Here is a 17,965-nt window from a genome sequence, read left to right as displayed (position 1 = left end):
CATCGTCTTACCAACATAGGCATCAAAGTCGCGTACAGGTCGCACATCAATTTGCGAACCGGGCAAAAAGGCTTCAATACCCATAATATCGGCAACCATACCACCTTTGATACGGCGCTCGATCTTACCTTCAACAATTTCTCCGGTTTCGGCAGCACGTTCAATAGTCTCCCAGGCATGCAAGATATCAGCCTTACGACGAGAAAGAATTAACTGTCCTTCCTGATCTTCAACCTGATCAAGAAATACATCAACTTCATCACCGGGTTGAAGATTTTCAACTACCTCATCGGGAAATTCATTGGTTTGCACCATTCCCTCGGATTTAAACCCGATATCGACGACAACATAATCTTCATCAACAGAAACGACACGCCCTGTTACAATTTCTTTTTCTTCAATTTCGTTGAGCGTATCTTCGTACATACCTGCAAGCTCATGAAACTCCTCATCGGTATAATCTTCCGATGCAGCCTGCAGCTGATCATAAGTGTATGTTTTATCTTCTTCGTCTACGTCGCCGGTAAATACTGCTACATCCTCTTCCTCCGGTTCAACTCGTACTTCTTCTTCAGTAGTAGTTTCGACTGCAGTTTCTTCAGTTACCTCTTCGGTAGCCGTATCCTGCTCTTGTTTTTCGTTTGTTTCTTCTTGTTTAACTTCTTCGGTCATTATGAGTTTTAGTTAAAATTACCGCATTCCAAAATTTTCGGAATGGGATTAGATTTGGGTTATAATTAAAATTCTTATTCAGTTTCTTTTAACACTGTACTAATTTCTAAACAAATTTTATCAACTTGCTGTTCGAACGTTAAGTTCGTTGTATCAATTTCAATTGCGTCATCCGCTTTTTTCAATGGATCAGCTTGACGCTTAGAATCTTTTTGATCTCGCTCAGCAATATTTTGTTTCACTTCTTTTAACGTTAATCCGGGATCCTTCTCCTTTCGCTCTTTTAAACGACGTCTTGCACGCTCTTCCAAATCCGCAGACATAAAAAACTTCAGTTCTGCATCGGGAAAAACCGCTGTTCCCAGATCTCGTCCTTCGGCAATATATACCCCATCCAAAACGACCTCACGCATCAAGTTATTTACAAAAGACCGAACGCGAGGTAATGCTGCAACCTCACTAACGGCATTTGTAACTTCAGCGGTCCGAATTTCATCAGTAACCGATTGACCATCTACTGTTACATGAAATATCTGGTCTTCGTAATAAAACGAGATCTTTTTCTGACCCAATAAACGAAAGAACGTCTCCTTATCCCGATTCGCTTTCAAATAAATTAATGTAGCCGTTCTATATAGTGCTCCAGAATCGAGATATTCAATATCTAATCTGTCGGCTATTCTCCGGGCAGTTGAACTTTTGCCTGAACCAGCCGGACCATCAATAACTATGATCATAAACGAAAGTCTCCTAACTTACCTTTATTTTACTAATTTTTCAATGATTTCTTGTTTAACACTTCCAGAAATTTTAACTTTGACGTCTTTCTGAATTGGCGCAGAAAATACAAATTAATTTCCAGAACTGATAAGAAACTCTTAGAAATCATGCCACAACATCAATCAGCGAAAAAACGAGTACGACAAAACGAAAAACGTCGTGTCCGAAATCAATCCAAGCGCTCTAAAATGAAAACCTTAATTAGTAACGCGCTTGAAACTACTGACAAGGAAGAAGCAGAAAAAGCTTTTAAAAAAGCTAGCTCATATCTTGATAAAATGGCTGCCAAAGATTTAATTCATGAAAACTTTGCAGCACGCAAAAAGTCAAAAATAGCTAACCACGTTAACAGCCTATAAAAGATATAAGTCTATTGGCTAACCCTTATTCCAAAGCACTTCTTGTAATTTTAGACGGCTTCGGGTTAGCCGAAAATCCCGAAGTTAGCGCAATTGACAAAGCGCAAAAGCCGTTTATTGATTCTCTATTTGCCAACAACTCCCGTTCCAAGCTATCGGCCAGCGGTAGAGATGTTGGTCTGCCCGATGGACAATTTGGAAATTCTGAAGTTGGTCATCTTAATATTGGTGCCGGTCGAATTGTGCCCCAAGAATTAACTCGGGTCAATACGTCTATTAATAATGGGAGCTTTTTTGAAAACAGCGTCCTAACGACGGCCTTTGACAAAGCAAAGAAAAATGGCCGCATCCATATTATGGGCCTTTTTTCTGATGGTGGAGTGCACAGTCACAACGAACATCTTTTTGCATTGCTGAAATTTGCCCAGTCAGCGGGGATCGATAACACTTATGTTCACGCTTTTACAGACGGAAGAGACACCTCTCCCCATGGCGGTATTGACTACGTCAAAGAATTTCAGAAGCAAGCCAACTCTATTGGGGCCGGAGAAATTGCCTCTATCATTGGCAGGTATTACGCGATGGACCGGGATAACCGATGGGAGCGTACACAACTTGCCTATGACCTCTTAGTACACGGAAAAGGTGAGGAGTTTGATAATCCTATAGAAGCACTTCAAGCATCATATGATGCTGATGTGACTGACGAGTTTGTCAAACCAAAACTCATAAACTCATCTCCCGATTCTCGTATCCAGAAGGACGATGTTATCATCTTTTACAATATTCGGGGCGATCGGGCACGCCAAATCACACGGGCATTAACAGAGGATAACTTCGATAAATTTGATGTCGAAGGGAATCTAAATTTACATTACGTCACATTTACTTCCTATGATGATACGTTTGAACATGTAGAGGTGGTTTATCCCCCACTGGATCTGCATAATACCATCGGTGAAGTTATCAGCAATCATAATCTAAAACAACTACGTATTGCTGAAACGGAAAAATACCCCCATGTAACCTACTTTTTTAATGGTGGGGATGAAAAACCTTTCAAGGGTGAGGAACGCATTTTAATACCGAGTCCCAAAGTTGCTACTTACGATCTGCAACCGGAAATGAGTGCTGTTGAAGTAACGGATGCCTTATGTGCCCAGCTAATTACCGAAAAACATCATTTGGGCGTTCTAAATTATGCCAATCCCGACATGGTGGGACACACCGGTGATATGGACGCAACTATTAAGGCCGTTGAAACCATAGATCAGCAATTAAAAAAAGTGGTTGAAACTGCAACTCAACACAATTATAAAATTCTTGTCATCGCCGACCACGGGAATGCTGACTATTTAATCAATGAGGATGGGAGCCCTCACACGGCTCATACTTCGGCACCGGTTCCCGCACTTATTTTAAACCAGCCAAATATCAACATGAAAGATGGTATTCTGGCTGATGTTGCTCCTACCCTTCTAAAACTGATAGGAATTGAACAGCCCAAGGAAATGACCGGAACCCCGCTTTTCTAATTTCCAAATAATTAGAAATCAAGTTCCCTTCTTCATATTTTAAGAACAAGCGATTGAGGTAACTACTTTTAATAAGCCTTTGCATTACCAAGTTATACGGGATGCTAAGATATATTCAGCCATATTAGTAATAGCTATCTATGCTACCTGTTTGGCTTTCAGGAAGCTATAAAAAATAATTTTGAGATATTTAATCTCATGACTTTTTATAAAATTTTAAATTATCTAATAGCCGATTTTGTTTGCTTTTGCACTATGCCAGTACTACTTTCGTTAAAGAATATGAACTAAATATTCTGGTCACTCGTTAAACGAATGACAAATAACTTAAAACAACTTGAAGGTTCGATTTTTATGGAGGGCAATTTCTCTAGCAAAGTTCGAGATGTAATACAGTTTAGCCGCGAAGAAGCACTTCGTCTGGGACACGACTATATCGGAACGGAGCATTTGATTCTGGGTATCGTTCGCCTTGGCGAAGGTGTAGCTGTTAAAATATTAAAAAACCTAAATTGTGATCTTTTCAAACTGAAAAAGACTGTTGAAGATACTGTTCGCGGTACGGGTGGATCGGTAAAAGTGGGTAATATCCCCCTTACGAAGCAAGCCGAAAAAGTACTCCGTATTACCTATCTCGAAGCTAAATTGTACAAAAGTGATACTATCGGTACCGAACATCTTTTGTTGTCACTTTTACGCGATGATGAGAACATTGCTGCACAAATTCTTCAGCAGTTCAATATATCATACGACGCAGTGCGTGAAGAATTAGACCTTATTATTTCAGGAAAATCCTCTGATGAGGATCGCAAAGATTCTGGTTCTGTATCAGCAAGTTTATCATCCTCAAAAGGAGGAGGCGGTTCCAAATCCTCCGGAAGCTCAAGAGAAAAGAAAATGGAAAAATCAAAAACACCTGTACTCGATAATTTTGGCCGTGATTTAACCCAGCTGGCCGAAGACGATAAACTCGATCCTATTATCGGTAGAGAAAAAGAAATTGAGCGTGTTGCTCAAGTCTTAAGCCGTCGTAAGAAAAACAATCCTGTTCTGATTGGTGAACCCGGCGTAGGTAAAACCGCTATTGCTGAGGGATTAGCTACGCGTATTATGGAACGTAAGGTATCACGCGTGCTTTATGACAAGCGAGTTGTTGCTTTGGATCTTGCCGCTTTGGTTGCCGGTACGAAATATCGCGGTCAATTTGAAGAACGTATCAAAGCCGTGATGGGTGAGCTGGAGAAAACCCAGAACGTTATTCTCTTTATTGATGAGCTCCATACTATTGTCGGAGCTGGTGGTGCAAGCGGTTCACTCGATGCCTCAAATATGTTAAAACCCGCTCTTGCACGTGGCGAAGTTCAGGCGATTGGAGCAACTACACTTAACGAATATCGTCAGCATATCGAAAAGGACGGCGCTCTTGAACGTCGTTTCCAAAAGATAATGGTTGATCCCACAACACCGGAAGAAACCACTGAAATTCTATCACAAATTAAGGACAAGTACGAAGAGCATCACAGCGTACGCTATTCTGATGAAGCTATTGAAGCCTGCGTAAAACTTACCGACCGGTATGTAACGGATCACTTTTTGCCGGATAAAGCTATTGATGCACTTGACGAAGCCGGAGCGCGGGTCCACTTATCGAATATTCATGTACCACAACATATCATTGACCTGGAAGAAGAAATTGAGAAAACCAGCAATGAAAAAAACGGCATGGTCAAAAAACAGCGCTTTGAAGAAGCTGCCCGTCTGCGTGATAAAGAAAAACGTCTAACTGAGGAACTCGAACAAGCACAGAAGGAATGGGAGAAAGAATCCGAAGAAATAGTCTATGATGTTGAAGAAGAAGACGTAGCTCACGTTGTTGGCATGATGAGTGGCGTACCTGTAAGCAAGATTAACCAGAGCGAAAGCAAGAAGCTGGTTAAGATGAAAGAAGAACTTTCAAAGCAGGTTATTGGTCAAAACGAAGCTATTGTTAAACTTACGAAAGCGATCAAACGAACCCGTGCCGGACTTAAAGATCCTGATCGCCCAATTGGTTCATTCATCTTTCTTGGCCCGACCGGTGTAGGTAAAACCGAAATGGCCAAAGTGCTTTCACAGTATCTTTTTGATAAAGAAGATGCACTTATTCGTATCGACATGAGTGAGTATATGGAGAAATTCTCGGTTTCACGACTGGTAGGAGCACCTCCGGGATATGTTGGACATGAAGAAGGTGGCCAACTTACAGAGAAAGTACGTAGAAAACCTTACAGCGTTATATTGTTAGATGAAATTGAAAAAGCGCACCCGGATGTCTTTAACATTCTCCTCCAGGTTTTGGATGACGGAATTCTTACCGACAGTCTGGGACGAAAAGTTGATTTCAGGAATACGATTATCATTATGACCTCTAATATCGGGGCACGTGATATTCGTAGTCTCGGTGAAGGGATCGGATTCTCAAGCGGAGCAAAAAGCTTCGACTATGAGAAAATGAAATCGACCATTCAGGACGCGCTTAAAAAAGTATTCAATCCCGAATTCCTGAATCGTATCGATGATGTTATCACCTTCCGTGCACTTGAAAAAGAAGATATCTTCAAGATTATTGATATTCTTTCTGATGACCTCTTCCAGCGTATCCATGATCTCGGTTACGAGATTGAACTTTCTAAGGGTGCCAAAGATTTCTTGAGTGAAAAAGGTTTCGATCAAAAATACGGTGCCCGACCACTCAAGCGGGCTATCCAGAAATACGTTGAAGAACCGCTGGCTGAAGAACTACTGGAGTCTGAGCATGAAGAAGGAGCAAAAATCAAGATTAAGATGAACAAGTCTCGTGACGGACTTGTCTTCGAATGGTCAGATACCGGTGAAACAACCGATATAGAAACCAGCGATGATGAAATAAAAGCTGCAAATGATAAAGCCTCTAACGACGACTCTGAAGATGAGAAATCACCATCAGAGGCTAATGCCTGACACTTATTTCTATTAAAACTAAAAAGCCTGACAGGTTAAATCATAATCTGTCAGGCTTTCTTATTTCTTGGATGATTTTTTTCTATGCTATCAAAATAAGCACACTAAAAATTTGTTCTTATAAGAATATTTTTATTTCCCCCTTTAAGTATATAGCTATTGCCAGAATTGCGAATTAATCGAAGTTCAATTACTTCGTTCAATCCTAATGGGCTGCGAAACTGTTGACTTGCTATTGACCGCTGTCGCAAATTAATTGCCCGAAGTTCAACACTATTCAACGTTCCCGAGCGCTCAGAGTGATTGCCCGTTAATGCTAAAATTAAATTATCCTTGGGAAAATAATCAGCTGTTATAATAGGTGAACTAAAACTGGTTGCCCCCAAACTTTCACCATTCAGCGTATTATGAACCATCACTCGTCCCCCGGAATAGATCGTTATATTCTCTAAATCATCGGTAAAACTTATCCCTCTAAGATCTTCTTCTGCTGATATTGTGTTCAGCTCATTGCCATATTTGTCCAAGATCAGCACCCGATCATCCGTACCATTTTTCGCAGTTATAGCGGCAATCAAACTTCCATCTTTTGATACCGTAACATTTTTCAAATATCGATCACTGCTAAAAAATATATCCTCAAACTCTTTGTCCCCTGTACGAACTTGTGCTTTCGATCCTAATTCACCATTGCGTTTAATTTTGGGATTATAAATCACAATAGTATTACCGGTTGCACTTCTGGCCACTTCCGAAATCGCCTCTCCCTCGGTACTTTGACTGCTACTCGACATGCTTGTTACGATTTCTCCAAAAGGATCATAAAAAGTAAAGTTGGCAATTTTATCACGCAGCAGCGTGTTTCCATTGTTAAAGGGATACAATCCAAAAGAAGTCTCATCCGCCAATGAAACCGTTGAAAAAGTATTTAGCTTCTCCCCTTTGGGAGTGAACAACGTTATTTCTCCCTCCTGCCCATTCCAGGTTAGCGTACTGATAATTGAGTTATCTGATGATACTCCCACAGCATCATAATTTTGTTCTGTCTCACTATCCAAAAAGCGAATAGATTGAGAACTAAAAGTGACCTTGCTATTCCCGAGAGTAAAAGTAGATCTATTATTATCAGCTGTTTGCTCTGTAACCGACAAATTTAATGATTGTCCCAATGCCATTGATGGAAGTAAAAGAAAAAGTAAGATTTTGAACATCTTAGGTGTCATAAAAGAGAGATTTCACAAGTTCAAATTAAAGGCTAAAGAACGGAATTATTTAACAGAGTTTCATCTGCATTCATCCAAAATTCTGTAATATTATTTGTAGATTTCGCCTATTTAAAATTTTCCAAATTGAGCTATGTTTTTTTCAATCATCATTCCCGTCTATAACCGTCCGCACGAGGTAGATGAACTGTTGCATTCACTAACGAAACAGACATACAAAAATTTTGAAACGCTGATCATTGAAGACGGCTCCGAAGATCGATGCAATGATATCGTTGAACAGTACCAGGATCAGCTTGATATCCGTTATTATTACAAAGAAAACTCAGGGCAGGGATTCAGCCGTAACTTCGGATTCGAACGTGCTAAAGGTGATTATTTTATTGTTTTTGACTCGGACTGCTTGATTCCCTCGCATTATTTTGAAACAGTTACAAATCATCTAAACACGCACGAGTTAGATGCATACGGTGGACCTGACAGAGAGCACAAAAGTTTTTCGCCTGTACAAAAAGCGATTAGCTATGCCATGACCTCTCCTCTTACCACAGGTGGTATCAGGGGAAATGAAAAACATGCCGGCACTTTTCATCCGCGCAGTTTTAATATGGGAATTTCTCGTGAAGTATTTGAGCAAACTGGAGGATACCGAATTACGCGTATGGGCGAAGATATTGAATTCAGTATCCGCATCATTAAAAGCGGATTTAAAACCGGACTTATTCCTGATGCTTATGTATACCACAAGCGGCGGACAAGTTTAAAGAAATTTTTTAATCAGCTACACTTTTTCGGTCGAGCGCGGATCAATATCAATCGTTTTCATCCGGGCGAAATCAAATTTATTCATACCCTTCCCTCCTTGTTTACAATTGGATTATTACTGTTTCTTACCCTCCCTTTGTGGAACCTCAATTTGTTTAAACTACTGTTAATTCCTTTCATTTTATTTATTTCGCTCATCTTCGCTCATTCATCTACAAAATATTCCAGCTTATACATAGGTTCGCTAAGTGTATGTGCAACATTTATACAGCTTACAGGGTATGGAACAGGCTTTTTAAGTGAGTTTTGGGAAGAGCATAAAGAATGAAAAATTCATTAGATTTGAAATTGATTTGAGAAGTAAAGTCCCTTATATTTGACATCTTTCTGAACGGGGAGTAGCGCAGTCCGGTAGCGCATTCGCTTTGGGAGCGAAGGGTCGCAGGTTCAAATCCTGTCTCCCCGACTAAAAACGTCATAATTTTTAGTTATGACATTATGAAGGGTCATCCCGAACAATCGGGATCTGCCCGACTTTTGGTTATTTTCAAATTGCATCATCAAGTTATAAAACTTGAATGTTTGACGTATTGATTTTGTAATTTGCCTTTGAGTTAGCGCGCCCGTAGCTCAACTGGATAGAGCAACTCCCTTCTAAGGAGTAGGTTACAGGTTCGAGTCCTGTCGGGCGTACAAGAAAACCTTTAAGGCGACGTGGCCGAGTGGTCAGGCAGAGGTCTGCAAAACCTCCTACGGCGGTTCGATTCCGCCCGTCGCCTCTGAAGCTCATATTTATTGAAATTACTATGCCGCGTTCGTCTAGGGGTTTAGGACGCCGCCCTTTCACGGCGGTAGCACGGGTTCGAATCCCGTACGCGGTACTCTCGTTCTTTTTATTGATTATTTTTATTTGGTAGAGTGATCCCCTGCCAAAACCATATTATCCAAATTAAATGGAGCTCGTAGCTCAGTTGGTTAGAGCGCCAGGTTGTGGCCCTGGAGGCCGTGGGTTCAAATCCCATCGGGCTCCCATTTTTTTGGGATTAAAGGTTGTTTAAAATTATACAAAAACGTATTCTTGATGCCTTGTTTTTAGCTTTGCCGAATACTTATTCGGCAAGGCTTTTTTACTGATTTTATGCCGCGTTCGTCTAGGGGTTTAGGACGCCGCCCTTTCACGGCGGTAGCACGGGTTCGAATCCCGTACGCGGTACTGAAAAAAGCCTCTGCAGGTTTTAAATACTTGCAGAGGCTTTTTTAAATTTTGTACAATCAAATACAGGTTTCAGAAGTCCTTCCACAATCATACATTTACAATAACTACATAAATATATTTATCTGTTTATGGATCTGGACTTCAACGTAATTTGGAATTTATTTGCTGCCCTCGGTATTGGATTGCTCATCGGTATCGAACGCGGATGGAGCGGACGCCTTGAAGATGAAGGCGATCGTGTTGCCGGAATCCGCACATTTAGCTTGGTAGGACTCTTGGGAGGCGTATGGACAGAAGTTAGCAGATTTGTCAATGAATGGATTCTCGTAGTCGCATTCCTCGCATTAGCAGCCCTTGTAATCACTTCGTACGTGGTTGAAGCAAAAATAAACGAAGAGAAGGATTTGGGTATCACCACCGAAGTTGCCCTCCTTCTTACCTTTACACTAAGTTCCTGGGCCGCATTCGGATATCATATTTATGCCCTTGGCGCTACCGTTATAGTTATATCACTATTAAGCCTTAAACCGACACTACACAACTGGTTACATAAAATTGAAGTCAAGGAGATCTATGCCGGTATAAAGCTTTTAATCATTACCGTCATATTGTTACCTCTGTTGCCTAATAAAGGGTATGGCCCCTGGGAGGCAATAAATCCCCACTGGATTTGGTGGATGGTTGTCCTCATCTCCGGACTCTCCTTTACCGGATACATCCTCATTAAGTATCTGGGTGAAGATAAAGGAACCATGTTAACAGCCATAACGGGCGGCTTAGCTTCATCCACGGCCGTAACACTGAGCCTTGCCCAATTTGCCAAACAACAAAAGAAGATTGTGAGCGGAATCTTTATTGCAGGCGTTCTGGTTGCTTCTTCTATCATGTTTGTTCGAGTCGGTATTGAGATCGCCATTGTTAATGCTGACCTGCTTTATCCATTATGGATCCCCCTAACTACCATGCTGATACTTACATTGGGTAGTGGATTCTGGCTTTGGCAACAACATTTGCAATTAGAGAACGATCAACCTCCTATTGAATTGAAAAATCCGCTACAATTTTTCACGGCCTTACAATTCGGACTACTACTTGGAGTAATTTTACTACTGGCAACAGCTATGGAAAAATGGTATGGCGATCAGGGTATCTATCTGTTGTCCCTCTTTTCGGGCTTAATGGATGTAGATGCAATAACGCTTTCTCTCTCGCGTATGGCCAAAGAAGGCACTGACCCAAATGTAGCAACTCTTGGAATTTTAATTGCAGTTATTACCAATACTTTAGTTAAAGCCGGATTGTTTATCTTCTGGGCTGGCTATAACAAAAGTAAACAACTAATCTGGTTTATTATCATAATTTCTGCTATCGGCGCAATAAGTTTGCTCCCCTTTTTATAAATTTTATTGCCCTTTAAGTTAATTTCCCTTCGTATAATATCTTGCATGAACTTGGCCAGGTGGAATTAACGAGACGGGTTCCTTCCTTTTGTGATTGAGATAATGAGAACGATATAAGCAACTCCCCTGAAGATGATAACACTCTACCCATCAACCTGTTGAACTTTTATAACTACTTCTTGCCTATTATTCATAATAATATTTATTCAGTTATTATAGGAGCATTGTATGATAGTTCTTTATCCCTACAGCTCATTGCTTTTGTGCCAGCGCATAAATGCCGGCACCGCGTTCGTTATTATCGCGGATATCCAATGCCATCAGCAACAGGCTCAATGGCAATATCGGGATGTAATAAATGGCCATTATGGGCAATGCCCATAGCTTAATTTTGTTCAGCCACAGCATAGGATATTTGATGATAAGCTCCCACGCCAGATGCCCCTTAGCTCCATAGGTATAGGCCACATCCAGAACCGTAAAACCGGAATTCTTCAATTTCTCTCTGATACCACGTTTTGAATACCCTGGACGTGCATGCTCATCCACAAAACTTTCGTCCCCGTCAGCATCTTCTTCAGAATAGATGGAAGGAGAATGCATCAAAAAATATCCGTTACCCTGTAGGGAGCGACAAATGTTTTCCATCACCATTTCATCTTCTTCGATATGTTCGAGCACATCGACACAAATAACGAAATCGAATATATTTTCGTAATCAAGCTCAAGCAAATCTTCTTGGTGAAAAGTAATACGACCTGCTTTGATTTCGCGCTCAAAATAAGCTCGGGAATCCTCCAGATAATCTTTTTTTACATCAAGAGCCTGCACTTTGACATTATCAAATTCCTGCAAGATAAACCGATCGTACTGGCCAAAACCCGATCCGGCATCCAACAATCTCCACTCCCCATCGGCATCCAAATGGGAACCGTATTGACGTAAAATTTTGCGGATGTACCAGCTTCGTAAAAAAAACAGATCCAATATTTTATAAAAGAGCGTCCGAAGAAAACGAAAGCGACGAATAATTTGTGCAAACCGGTCTTTAACCGGATCGTAGGCAATACGACTCATTAAAAAAGCTTGTCTTAACGATTACTAAAATTCTGTTTAAAATATACCAATCCTACTTCTTACAGTTGTTAAACTGTCTCTCTGATATTGGGTTTTTCCTGCTTTTCGTTTCGCTTTTGGATGAGTTCTCCCAGAAAACCAATGGAAAAAATCTGTACTCCCAACACCATCAGCATTACCCCCAACAGCAACAGCGGACGATCACCGATAGGCTCCCCAAAAAATATTTTATCGATCGATAAGTAGGCATTAATGGCTCCGCCTAAAATCAAAAAAAGAAAACCCAACGTACCAAAAAAATGCATAGGGCGCTGCAAGTATCGGTTTACAAACAATAGGGTTAACAAGTCCAAAAAACCATGCATAAATCGAGAAATACCAAATTTAGTCTCCCCGTATTTTCGAGGATGATGCTTTACCACTTTTTCCCCGATGCGATCGAATCCTTCAAGCTTGGCCAAAAACGGGATGTATCGATGTAATTCCCCATAGAGATAAATGTTCTCAATGACGTCAGCACGATACACTTTTAGTCCGCAATTAAAATCGTTGAGTTTAATACCAGTTACCAAGGAGGTGACCTTATTAAAAAAGCGGGAAGGGATAGTTTTGGAGATGGGATCGTGACGCTCTTTTTTCCACCCGCTCACCAGATGCAAGTTCTCTTCTTTAAGCTTCTGCAGCATCAACGGAAGCTCATTGGGATCGTCCTGCAAATCGGCATCCATCGTTGCGATATAATCGCCGGTTGCTTTCTCAAACCCAGCTTGTAAAGCCGAACTTTTTCCATAATTGCGCTGCAGTCGGATCCCTACTACATGCTCCTTCTTTTCATTAACCTTTTTGATCTCCTGCCAGGACTGATCGGTCGATCCATCATCCACGAAAATAAGTTCATAATGGCACTTCTTCTCAGATAATGCCTTGTGCACCTTTTCGGCCAACTCACGAATCGACTCATCCTCATTAAGCAGGGGTACTACAACGCTTAATTCTATATCCAATCTGTTTGAATCTTTTTCAGGCAATGTTTTTAAATATTTTGTGCCAAAGAGTTAGAAATAATGCACCAGATAATGTATAATTAGCAATAAAGATACGCTTTTAGTCCTCTTATGAAAAAACTTTATTACTCTATAGGTGAAGTCAGCGATATTACCGATGTTGAGGCGCATGTATTGCGCTACTGGGAAACTGTTTTTGACGAACTAAATCCCAAAAAAAATAAAGCCGGTAATCGCGTCTACAAAGAAAATGATATTGAGACAATTTTAAAACTGAAGGAACTGATTCAGGAGAAAAAATACAGTACTGAGGGCGCTCAGCAAGTACTTAAGAAAGATGATGAGGACGATTCAAAAGAAATACCGGTTAGCGTAAAAAAGGATTTAAAAGAAATTCGCCTTTTCCTCAACCAACTTCTTGAAAAACTTTAGCCTGCTGCAATTTTTGTACCCGGTGCTAATCCAATAAAACCCAATCACGTTACATATCAATGAAGAAATCTCACACATCCGTTGGTCCATTTAATCTATATAGCATTGAAGCCGGCAGATTTCGTCTCGACGGCGGAGCAATGTTTGGGGTAGTCCCAAAAACGTTGTGGTCGCGATATATTGATGTTGATGACAAAAACCGTATTCACATGGCAATGCGGTGCCTGCTTATTGAGTCCAAAAATACTGATAAACTTTACTTGATAGATAACGGATCGGGCACCAAGTTTGATGAAAAGTTTGAACAGATCTACCAGCTGGATTATGAACACTCCGATTTGTTGAGCTCACTCGAGCAATATGGATTCACACCCGAAGATATTACAGACATTATTTTCTCTCACCTTCATTTTGATCACTGTGGTGGTACCACTTACTACGATGATAATGGAGACCTGCAACACACCTTTCCCAACGCCATTTACCATGTAACAAAGAAACAGCTCGAAACGGCAACTGATCCCAATGCTCGCGAAAAGGCCAGTTTTCTATCTGATAACATCAATCCCATAAAAAATTGGGATAAGCTAAATGTGGTAGAAGCACATCATCAGTATGAGAATGGGTTGGAAGCCCTGCCTGTAAACGGACATACGCTGGGGCAACAACTGCCAAAAATATCCGCCAACCAAAAGACGGTTATTTTTGCCGCTGATTTAATTCCGACACACGTACATCTGCCCCTGCCCTGGGTAATGGGTTACGATATGTATCCAGTAACCACACTTGAGGAAAAACAGCGCTATTTGGATCAAGCAGTTGAAGATAATTGGTATTTGTTTTTGGAGCATGATGCTGACCAAGAGGTGGTAACCGTTAAAAAAGAAAATGGAAAGTATGCCGTTGACGAAAAATTAAAACTCAACGATATTTCCAACTAAGCTAACTTTATCCCTTCTTAAAATAAAATGGAATCCCATTTTATCAATCAACTTTAACAAATGGGATATTGGAGTATCCAATATTTTCGTTTATTTAAAATGTAATATAGTATAACCGATTCCACTCTACTGCGATTTAGCTAACAGTGATGAGCAAAGAACAATCCACAGACAAATCAGTCCGCCCGTTTGTTGAAATCATTCGACAACGACATCGGATACTTTCGAGGAACTTTTATATAGCTCTTGGGACTATTTTTGTGGCAATTTTATTTGTGGGATTTACAATCATTGGGATTTTCGAAGCCGGGTACTATCTTTCATCCGCCATAAAACTTACTGCAATTGCGTTGCTGCTGGTCACAGCAGTCATTACCACCATGCACTTTTACAAAAGTCATGGGCTGCCGTCCTTTAAGGATATTTATTACCAGTTTAGTCGAAAAAAACAAATCCCTGAACTTGCCGATGCCCTGGACTTATATTATAAAGAACCCAATGGAGCCCCCCTCCACAAAGCAGCGATCGAGCAAAACCTTTCAAAACTCGATTCTAAAAATGTACAAGAAAACCTCCGGCAATTCGCCCAGAATCACTCTCTACACCGATTTTTTAAGCGAGGTGTTCTTGCTGCTGTAGGTGGACTTATTCTTTTCACCCAGTTCACGTTTTTCTATCCCTCTGCCATAGAACGGCTGGCCCATCCGCAAACGACCTTTACTCCTCCCAATCCCTATAATTACACTATAGAACCCGGTTCTTTAACATTGGAACATGGAAACTCATTTTCGACTTCTGTTCGTTTTCAGGATGAGATACCGGACGATATATTGCTGGCTTTCAAAACTAAAATAGAGAAAAACTACCGGCAGCGTAGTCCAGAAATGCTTGAACAGAACGAAGCTTCTTTTGCTCCCATCTCGTTAACTACCGATGGCAGTTACTATGTTATTATGGATGGATTTAAGAGTAAAAAATATGATATCAATGTACAGCTTCGTCCCCGATTCGAGCAACTAACACTGCATGTTATTCCGCCCCCTTATATGCAGCTCGATTCCACATCCTACAACTATCCCTTTTCAAAAATTCAGGCCTACCAGGGCTCTACCATAAAAATTGAGGGGCTTACCAACAAGAATTTATCCGAACTATTGTATATCAGCTCTAATCTAAACGATACGCTTTCTGTCAACAGCGACTCTACCCGGGACAATCTCTTTACTATTAAAACAAAGGTTGGGGCTGTCGATACTATTTCCTTTAGGATGCAAGATAATGCCGGCCTAACCAATGAAAATAATTTCAGGTTTATCGTTGATCCCCGGAAAGATCAGCCCCCTTTTGTTGATTTAATTGCCCCATCCGAAAATATCAAGATGAAAACGGCAGAACCGTTAGCAATAGAATATGAGGCCAGTGATGATTTCGTGCTGACTAAAGCTGAGCTGCACTACGAACTACAGCGTGCTTTTACTCCCGAACCGGAAAGGGGTTCTATAGAACTGCCAAAACCTGCTATCAATGAACAGCAATCGTATCAGTGGGATCTTCCTGATTTAAATCCAAAAGCTCGCGACCAAATAACCTATTGGATTGAAGTTTATGACAATGACCAGTACAGCGGACGAAAAAAGGGTCGTTCCCAAAAAATGAGGGTGACCTTTCCATCTACTACGGAGTATATGGATGAGCTGGACTCTAAAGAGCGTGAGGTAACCGAATCGCTGGAAGATGTGTCCCAGTCATTTGAACAAATGGAAAAGCAATATGAAGAGTTTAAGCAACGGCTTCAGCAAAATCCCAAAACGGACTGGGAACAGAAGCAGCAGCTCGAAGAGGTCGAAAAAGAGCGGCAGGAGATCGATGAGAAGGTCGATGACCTAAACCAAAAGTTTGAGGAGATAAGAAAGGAGATTGAACAAAATCAGTCCATGTCCCCGGAGACATTAGAGGCCTATGATGAGCTCCAGAAACTAATGAAGGAAATCAATGACCCGGAACTCGAAAAAGCGCTGGAAGAACTTCGCAACTCACTTGGTGAAATGAATCCGGATGAAATGCGAGAAGCACTTGAAAATTATGAGTTCAATGAAGAACAATACCGTCAGCGTATCGATCGTACTCTCGACCTGTTCAAATCCCTTAAGTTAAACAGTGATTTGGATAAAGCTGCACAGTCACTGGAGGAGCTATCCGAACAGGAAAAAGAGATCAGCGAATCAGATAAGATATCCCCGGAAGAAGTACAGCAACAGGAATCAATCCGGGAAGATTTATCAGACCTGCAGGAACAACTGGACGAAATTGACGATACCGCACCCGACAAAGCTAAGCCTCAAATCGAGGAGTTACAGCAAAAAAGCAGCAAGCAATTGAATGACATCCAAAAAGAACTGCAGGAGAACATCAACAGGCTTAAAGAGCAGTCATCTCCTCAGAAGGATTCTGATATTAAAAAGCAGCAACAGAATATTCAGCAGCAGCTGCAACAGCAGGCGCAACAGATGCGCAGCGCCAAACAGCAGCTCAATCAGCAGCGGCGGCAGGTCAACCGAGCTGCCCTGGAATATGTTTTACATTCGCTTATCAACCTTTCTGAGAACCAAGAAGAGTTGACTAAGGAGACGGAAACTATCCCACCGCAATCCAGTGCTTTTGTCGAAAAGGCCCGCAAAGAACGAAACATATCCAGCCAGTTTACGATGCTTTCGGATTCTCTGTTTAAAGTATCATCCGAGATCCCCAGCTTTTCAAATCGCATCAATAAAAAGAAAATCGAAGTCGAAAATTATCTATCCCGTGCGGTTGACCTGTTAGCGGAGCGTGACGGCTCTAACGCCACACATGCGCAGCGACAGTCCCTGGGCGGTATCAATGAGCTGACTACCATGATTACTTCGCTTCTGGATCAACTCAACAACCAGCAAGGGGGCGGTTCGGGGGGAGCTATGAGCATGCAGCAGCTTATGGAACAGATGAAGAAGATGTCGGGAGAACAGCAGCAGCTTAACAAGCAGATTCAAGAAATGATCAATGATCTTCAGGGGAACCGCTTGTCTCGAGACCAGATGGACCGGCTTAACCAATTATCGAAACAACAAAATAAAATTCGCAAACAGCTTAGAGATTTACAGCGCCGTGGTGAGCTTGAATCGGGCAACCGCGTGCTGAGTGAACTGGAACGGATGTCGGAGCAGATGGAAGACGCGATTAACGATTTGCGCGGCGGACAACTGGATCAACAGCTGATGCAGCGCCAGAAAAATATTTTATCGCGGATGCTTAACGCCGAAAAAGCGGTTCAAGAACGGGGCAAAGAAGAACGACGCGAAGCCACGACCGCAGAGGATCGGGAACAACGTGCATCTCCGGATATTACGCTTGAAGAGCTTCAACAACAGATCCGCAATATGATTAATGATCCCGATCACACTACTTTCTCGGATGACTACCAGCGTCTAATTGAGCACTATTTTGAACTATTGAAGAAATATAACAAGTAGATAGCTTATTCCCTTCACCAGAAAGCTGTGCTCTCGAGCATAAGCGAGAGATCTTCGTTTATCAATTATTGAAAGC

The 17,965-nt window shown here is 41.4% G+C and carries 13 protein-coding genes and 6 tRNA genes; 14 read left to right on the top strand and 5 right to left on the bottom strand.

Going from position 1 to position 17,965, the window contains the following annotated elements:
• The coding region (locus ACQ4LT_RS10130; protein ID WP_445665915.1) for a S1 RNA-binding domain-containing protein at nucleotides 1-672 on the bottom strand (672 nt) is incomplete at its 3' end.
• Between the two features lie 74 nt (nucleotides 673-746).
• Nucleotides 747-1,409 (bottom strand): (d)CMP kinase, encoded by a 663-nt coding sequence (gene cmk / locus ACQ4LT_RS10125; protein ID WP_445665914.1) that lies wholly within the window; start codon nucleotides 1,407-1,409, stop codon nucleotides 747-749.
• 150 nt (nucleotides 1,410-1,559) lie between these two features.
• On the opposite strand from cmk, the gene rpsT reads away from it, so the two are divergent.
• The 3 genes from rpsT to ACQ4LT_RS10110 all read left to right on the top strand — a co-directional run bounded on the left by rpsT (nucleotide 1,560) and on the right by ACQ4LT_RS10110 (nucleotide 6,325).
• Nucleotides 1,560-1,811: a 30S ribosomal protein S20 gene (gene rpsT / locus ACQ4LT_RS10120; RefSeq protein WP_445665913.1), complete on the top strand. Its 252-nt coding sequence runs from the start codon at nucleotides 1,560-1,562 to the stop codon at nucleotides 1,809-1,811.
• Nucleotides 1,812-1,825: 14 nt separating this feature from the next.
• The gene (gene gpmI, locus ACQ4LT_RS10115; RefSeq protein WP_445665912.1) at nucleotides 1,826-3,346 is read left to right on the top strand and encodes a 2,3-bisphosphoglycerate-independent phosphoglycerate mutase; all 1,521 of its coding nucleotides are present in this window, start codon (nucleotides 1,826-1,828) and stop codon (nucleotides 3,344-3,346) included.
• A 354-nt stretch (nucleotides 3,347-3,700) separates the two neighbouring features.
• Nucleotides 3,701-6,325 carry an ATP-dependent Clp protease ATP-binding subunit gene (locus ACQ4LT_RS10110; RefSeq protein ID WP_445665923.1) on the top strand — a complete coding sequence of 875 codons (2,625 nt, stop codon included), beginning with the start codon at nucleotides 3,701-3,703 and terminating at the stop codon, nucleotides 6,323-6,325.
• Between the two features lie 104 nt (nucleotides 6,326-6,429).
• Here the strand turns inward: ACQ4LT_RS10110 and ACQ4LT_RS10105 are convergent, their stop codons facing one another.
• Entirely contained in the window at nucleotides 6,430-7,548 is a 1,119-nt protein-coding gene (locus tag ACQ4LT_RS10105) for a hypothetical protein (RefSeq protein WP_445665911.1), read from the bottom strand.
• Between the two features lie 133 nt (nucleotides 7,549-7,681).
• Between ACQ4LT_RS10105 and ACQ4LT_RS10100 the strand changes: the two genes are divergently transcribed.
• The 8 genes from ACQ4LT_RS10100 to ACQ4LT_RS10065 all read left to right on the top strand — a co-directional run bounded on the left by ACQ4LT_RS10100 (nucleotide 7,682) and on the right by ACQ4LT_RS10065 (nucleotide 10,929).
• Complete coding sequence (locus ACQ4LT_RS10100) at nucleotides 7,682-8,641, top strand: glycosyltransferase (protein ID WP_445665910.1); 960 nt, start codon at nucleotides 7,682-7,684, stop codon at nucleotides 8,639-8,641.
• Nucleotides 8,642-8,705: 64 nt separating this feature from the next.
• Nucleotides 8,706-8,779 (top strand) — tRNA-Pro (locus ACQ4LT_RS10095).
• A gap of 153 nt (nucleotides 8,780-8,932) precedes the next feature.
• Nucleotides 8,933-9,006 (top strand) — tRNA-Arg (locus ACQ4LT_RS10090).
• A 15-nt stretch (nucleotides 9,007-9,021) separates the two neighbouring features.
• A tRNA-Cys gene (locus tag ACQ4LT_RS10085) sits at nucleotides 9,022-9,092 on the top strand.
• 29 nt (nucleotides 9,093-9,121) lie between these two features.
• Nucleotides 9,122-9,194 (top strand) — tRNA-Glu (locus ACQ4LT_RS10080).
• A gap of 75 nt (nucleotides 9,195-9,269) precedes the next feature.
• Nucleotides 9,270-9,343 (top strand) — tRNA-His (locus tag ACQ4LT_RS10075).
• A 110-nt stretch (nucleotides 9,344-9,453) separates the two neighbouring features.
• Nucleotides 9,454-9,526, top strand: a tRNA-Glu gene (locus ACQ4LT_RS10070).
• A gap of 131 nt (nucleotides 9,527-9,657) precedes the next feature.
• Nucleotides 9,658-10,929, top strand: coding sequence for an MgtC/SapB family protein (locus ACQ4LT_RS10065; RefSeq protein ID WP_445665909.1), 1,272 nt, complete (start codon nucleotides 9,658-9,660; stop codon nucleotides 10,927-10,929).
• A 252-nt stretch (nucleotides 10,930-11,181) separates the two neighbouring features.
• Here ACQ4LT_RS10065 and ACQ4LT_RS10060 read toward each other — a convergent pair whose 3' ends face one another.
• Together ACQ4LT_RS10060 and ACQ4LT_RS10055 are read right to left on the bottom strand one after the other, a co-directional pair.
• Nucleotides 11,182-12,006 carry a class I SAM-dependent methyltransferase gene (locus ACQ4LT_RS10060; protein WP_445665908.1) on the bottom strand — a complete coding sequence of 275 codons (825 nt, stop codon included), beginning with the start codon at nucleotides 12,004-12,006 and terminating at the stop codon, nucleotides 11,182-11,184.
• 68 nt (nucleotides 12,007-12,074) lie between these two features.
• Entirely contained in the window at nucleotides 12,075-13,010 is a 936-nt protein-coding gene (locus ACQ4LT_RS10055; RefSeq protein WP_445665907.1) for a glycosyltransferase family 2 protein, read from the bottom strand.
• Nucleotides 13,011-13,121: 111 nt separating this feature from the next.
• Between ACQ4LT_RS10055 and ACQ4LT_RS10050 the strand changes: the two genes are divergently transcribed.
• The 3 genes from ACQ4LT_RS10050 (at nucleotide 13,122) to ACQ4LT_RS10040 (ending at nucleotide 17,889) form a co-directional block, all read left to right on the top strand.
• On the top strand, nucleotides 13,122-13,442 hold the full coding sequence (locus ACQ4LT_RS10050) for a MerR family transcriptional regulator (RefSeq protein WP_445665906.1): 321 nt from the start codon (nucleotides 13,122-13,124) through the stop codon (nucleotides 13,440-13,442).
• Between the two features lie 59 nt (nucleotides 13,443-13,501).
• Complete coding sequence (locus ACQ4LT_RS10045; RefSeq protein ID WP_445665905.1) at nucleotides 13,502-14,383, top strand: MBL fold metallo-hydrolase; 882 nt, start codon at nucleotides 13,502-13,504, stop codon at nucleotides 14,381-14,383.
• A 149-nt stretch (nucleotides 14,384-14,532) separates the two neighbouring features.
• Nucleotides 14,533-17,889: a DUF4175 family protein gene (locus ACQ4LT_RS10040; protein WP_445665904.1), complete on the top strand. Its 3,357-nt coding sequence runs from the start codon at nucleotides 14,533-14,535 to the stop codon at nucleotides 17,887-17,889.
• The last annotated feature ends 76 nt before the right edge of the window (nucleotides 17,890-17,965 follow it).

It is taken from the genome of Fodinibius sp. AD559 (assembly GCF_052712805.1).
The sequence above is the reverse complement of the archived record's forward strand: the minus strand, read 5'-3'. Positions and strand labels throughout refer to the sequence as shown.